The organism is Aeromonas sp. s1(2024), assembly GCF_040908005.1.
Classification (GTDB): domain Bacteria; phylum Pseudomonadota; class Gammaproteobacteria; order Enterobacterales; family Aeromonadaceae; genus Aeromonas; species Aeromonas caviae.
The window spans coordinates 1-2,831 of the sequence record NZ_JBFOCW010000009.1; the positions used below are offsets into that span (position 1 = coordinate 1).

1 rRNA gene is annotated in these 2,831 nt (G+C 53.7%); it reads right to left on the reverse strand.

The features are described from left to right. Positions 1 to 2,810 (reverse strand): 23S ribosomal RNA (locus AB5Y70_RS02490); the annotation flags it as partial. Positions 2,811 to 2,831: the final 21 nt, after the last annotated feature.

Below are 2,831 nucleotides of genomic sequence, written 5' to 3' on the forward strand. Positions count from 1 at the left end.
GGTCTCCAACGGCCCTTTAGGACCCTCAAGGGGTCAGGGATGACTCATCTCAGGGCTCGCTTCCCGCTTAGATGCTTTCAGCGGTTATCGATTCCGAACTTAGCTACCGGGCAGTGCCACTGGCGTGACAACCCGAACACCAGAGGTTCGTTCACTCCGGTCCTCTCGTACTAGGAGCAACTCCCTTCAATCATCCAACGCCCACGGCAGATAGGGACCGAACTGTCTCACGACGTTCTGAACCCAGCTCGCGTACCACTTTAAATGGCGAACAGCCATACCCTTGGGACCGACTTCAGCCCCAGGATGTGATGAGCCGACATCGAGGTGCCAAACACCGCCGTCGATATGAACTCTTGGGCGGTATCAGCCTGTTATCCCCGGAGTACCTTTTATCCGTTGAGCGATGGCCCTTCCATTCAGAACCACCGGATCACTATGACCTACTTTCGTACCTGCTCGACCTGTCCGTCTCGCAGTTAAGCTGGCTTATGCCATTGCACTAACCTCCTGATGTCCGACCAGGATTAGCCAACCTTCGTGCTCCTCCGTTACTCTTTGGGAGGAGACCGCCCCAGTCAAACTACCCACCAGGCACTGTCCGCGAGCCCGATTCAGGGCCCTGCGTTAGAACATCAAACATACAAGGGTGGTATTTCAAGGACGGCTCCAGCGCAACTGGCGTCACGCCTTCAAAGCCTCCCACCTATCCTACACATGTAGGTTCAATGTTCAGTGCCAAGCTGTAGTAAAGGTTCACGGGGTCTTTCCGTCTAGCCGCGGGTACACCGCATCTTCACGGCGAATTCGATTTCACTGAGTCTCGGGTGGAGACAGCATGGCCATGGTTACACCATTCGTGCAGGTCGGAACTTACCCGACAAGGAATTTCGCTACCTTAGGACCGTTATAGTTACGGCCGCCGTTTACCGGGGCTTCGATCAAGAGCTTCGCTTGCGCTAACCCCATCAATTAACCTTCCGGCACCGGGCAGGTGTCACACCCTATACGTCCACTTTCGTGTTTGCAGAGTGCTGTGTTTTTGATAAACAGTCCCAGCCATCTGGTCACTGCGACTCCCGACAGCTCCATCCGCAAGGGACTTCACCATCAAGAGCGAACCTTCTCCCGAAGTTACGGTTCTATTTTGCCTAGTTCCTTCACCCGAGTTCTCTCAAGCGCCTTGGTATTCTCTACCCGACCACCTGTGTCGGTTTGGGGTACGATGACTTGTAATCTGAAGCTTAGAGGCTTTTCCTGGAAGCAGGGCATCAATGGCTTCCGCACCGTGGTGCGTTCGTCTCGTGTCTCAGTGTTGTGTCTCCGGATTTGCCTAGAAACACCACCTACGCACTTTCACCAGGACAACCGTCGCCTGGCCCACCTAGCCTTCTCCGTCCCCCCATCGCAATTACAAGTCGTGCAGGAATATTAACCTGCTTCCCATCGACTACGCCTTTCGGCCTCGCCTTAGGGGTCGACTCACCCTGCCCCGATTAACGTTGGACAGGAACCCTTGGTCTTCCGGCGAGGAGGCTTTTCACCCCCTTTATCGTTACTTACGTCAGCATTCGCACTTCTGATATCTCCAGCATACCTCTCGATACACCTTCGCAGACTTACAGAACGCTCCCCTACCACTCACGCTTAGCGTGAATCCGCGGCTTCGGTGCCTGGTTTGAGCCCCGTTACATCTTCCGCGCAGGCCGACTCGACTAGTGAGCTATTACGCTTTCTTTAAATGATGGCTGCTTCTAAGCCAACATCCTAGCTGTCTGAGCCTTCCCACATCGTTTCCCACTTAACCAGAACTTTGGGACCTTAGCCGGCGGTCTGGGTTGTTTCCCTCTTCACGACGGACGTTAGCACCCGCCGTGTGTCTCCCGGATATTACTTACTGGTATTCGGAGTTTGCATGGGGTTGGTAAGTCGGGATGACCCCCTAGCCCAAACAGTGCTCTACCCCCAGTAGTATTCGTCCGAGGCGCTACCTAAATAGCTTTCGGGGAGAACCAGCTATCTCCGAGTTTGATTGGCCTTTCACCCCCAGCCACAGGTCATCCCCTAACTTTGCAACGTTAGTGGGTTCGGTCCTCCAGTTGATGTTACTCAACCTTCAACCTGCCCATGGCTAGATCACCCGGTTTCGGGTCTACACCTTGCAACTAGACGCCCAGTTAAGACTCGGTTTCCCTACGGCTCCCCTATACGGTTAACCTCGCTACAAAATGTAAGTCGCTGACCCATTATACAAAAGGTACGCAGTCACCCCGAAGGGCTCCCACTGCTTGTACGTACACGGTTTCAGGTTCTATTTCACTCCCCTCACAGGGGTTCTTTTCGCCTTTCCCTCACGGTACTGGTTCACTATCGGTCAGTCAGGAGTATTTAGCCTTGGAGGATGGTCCCCCCATATTCAGACAGGATGTCACGTGTCCCGCCCTACTCGATTTCACATCAAGGTCGTTTTCGTGTACGGGGCTATCACCCTGTATCGCCGGCCTTTCCAGGACCGTTCCACTAACTTCCAAGATGCTTAAGGGCTAATCCCCGTTCGCTCGCCGCTACTGAGGGAATCTCGGTTGATTTCTTTTCCTCGGGGTACTTAGATGTTTCAGTTCTCCCGGTTCGCCTCGCTACGCTATGTATTCACGTAGCGATACCTAGCTTATGCTAAGTGGGTTTCCCCATTCGGAAATCCGTGAGTCGTAATGTCTCTTACCGACTGCTCACGGCTTATCGCAGGTTAGTACGTCCTTCATCGCCTCTGACTGCCAAGGCATCCACCATGTACGCTTAGTCACTTAACCATACAACCCCAAGAAGTGTCG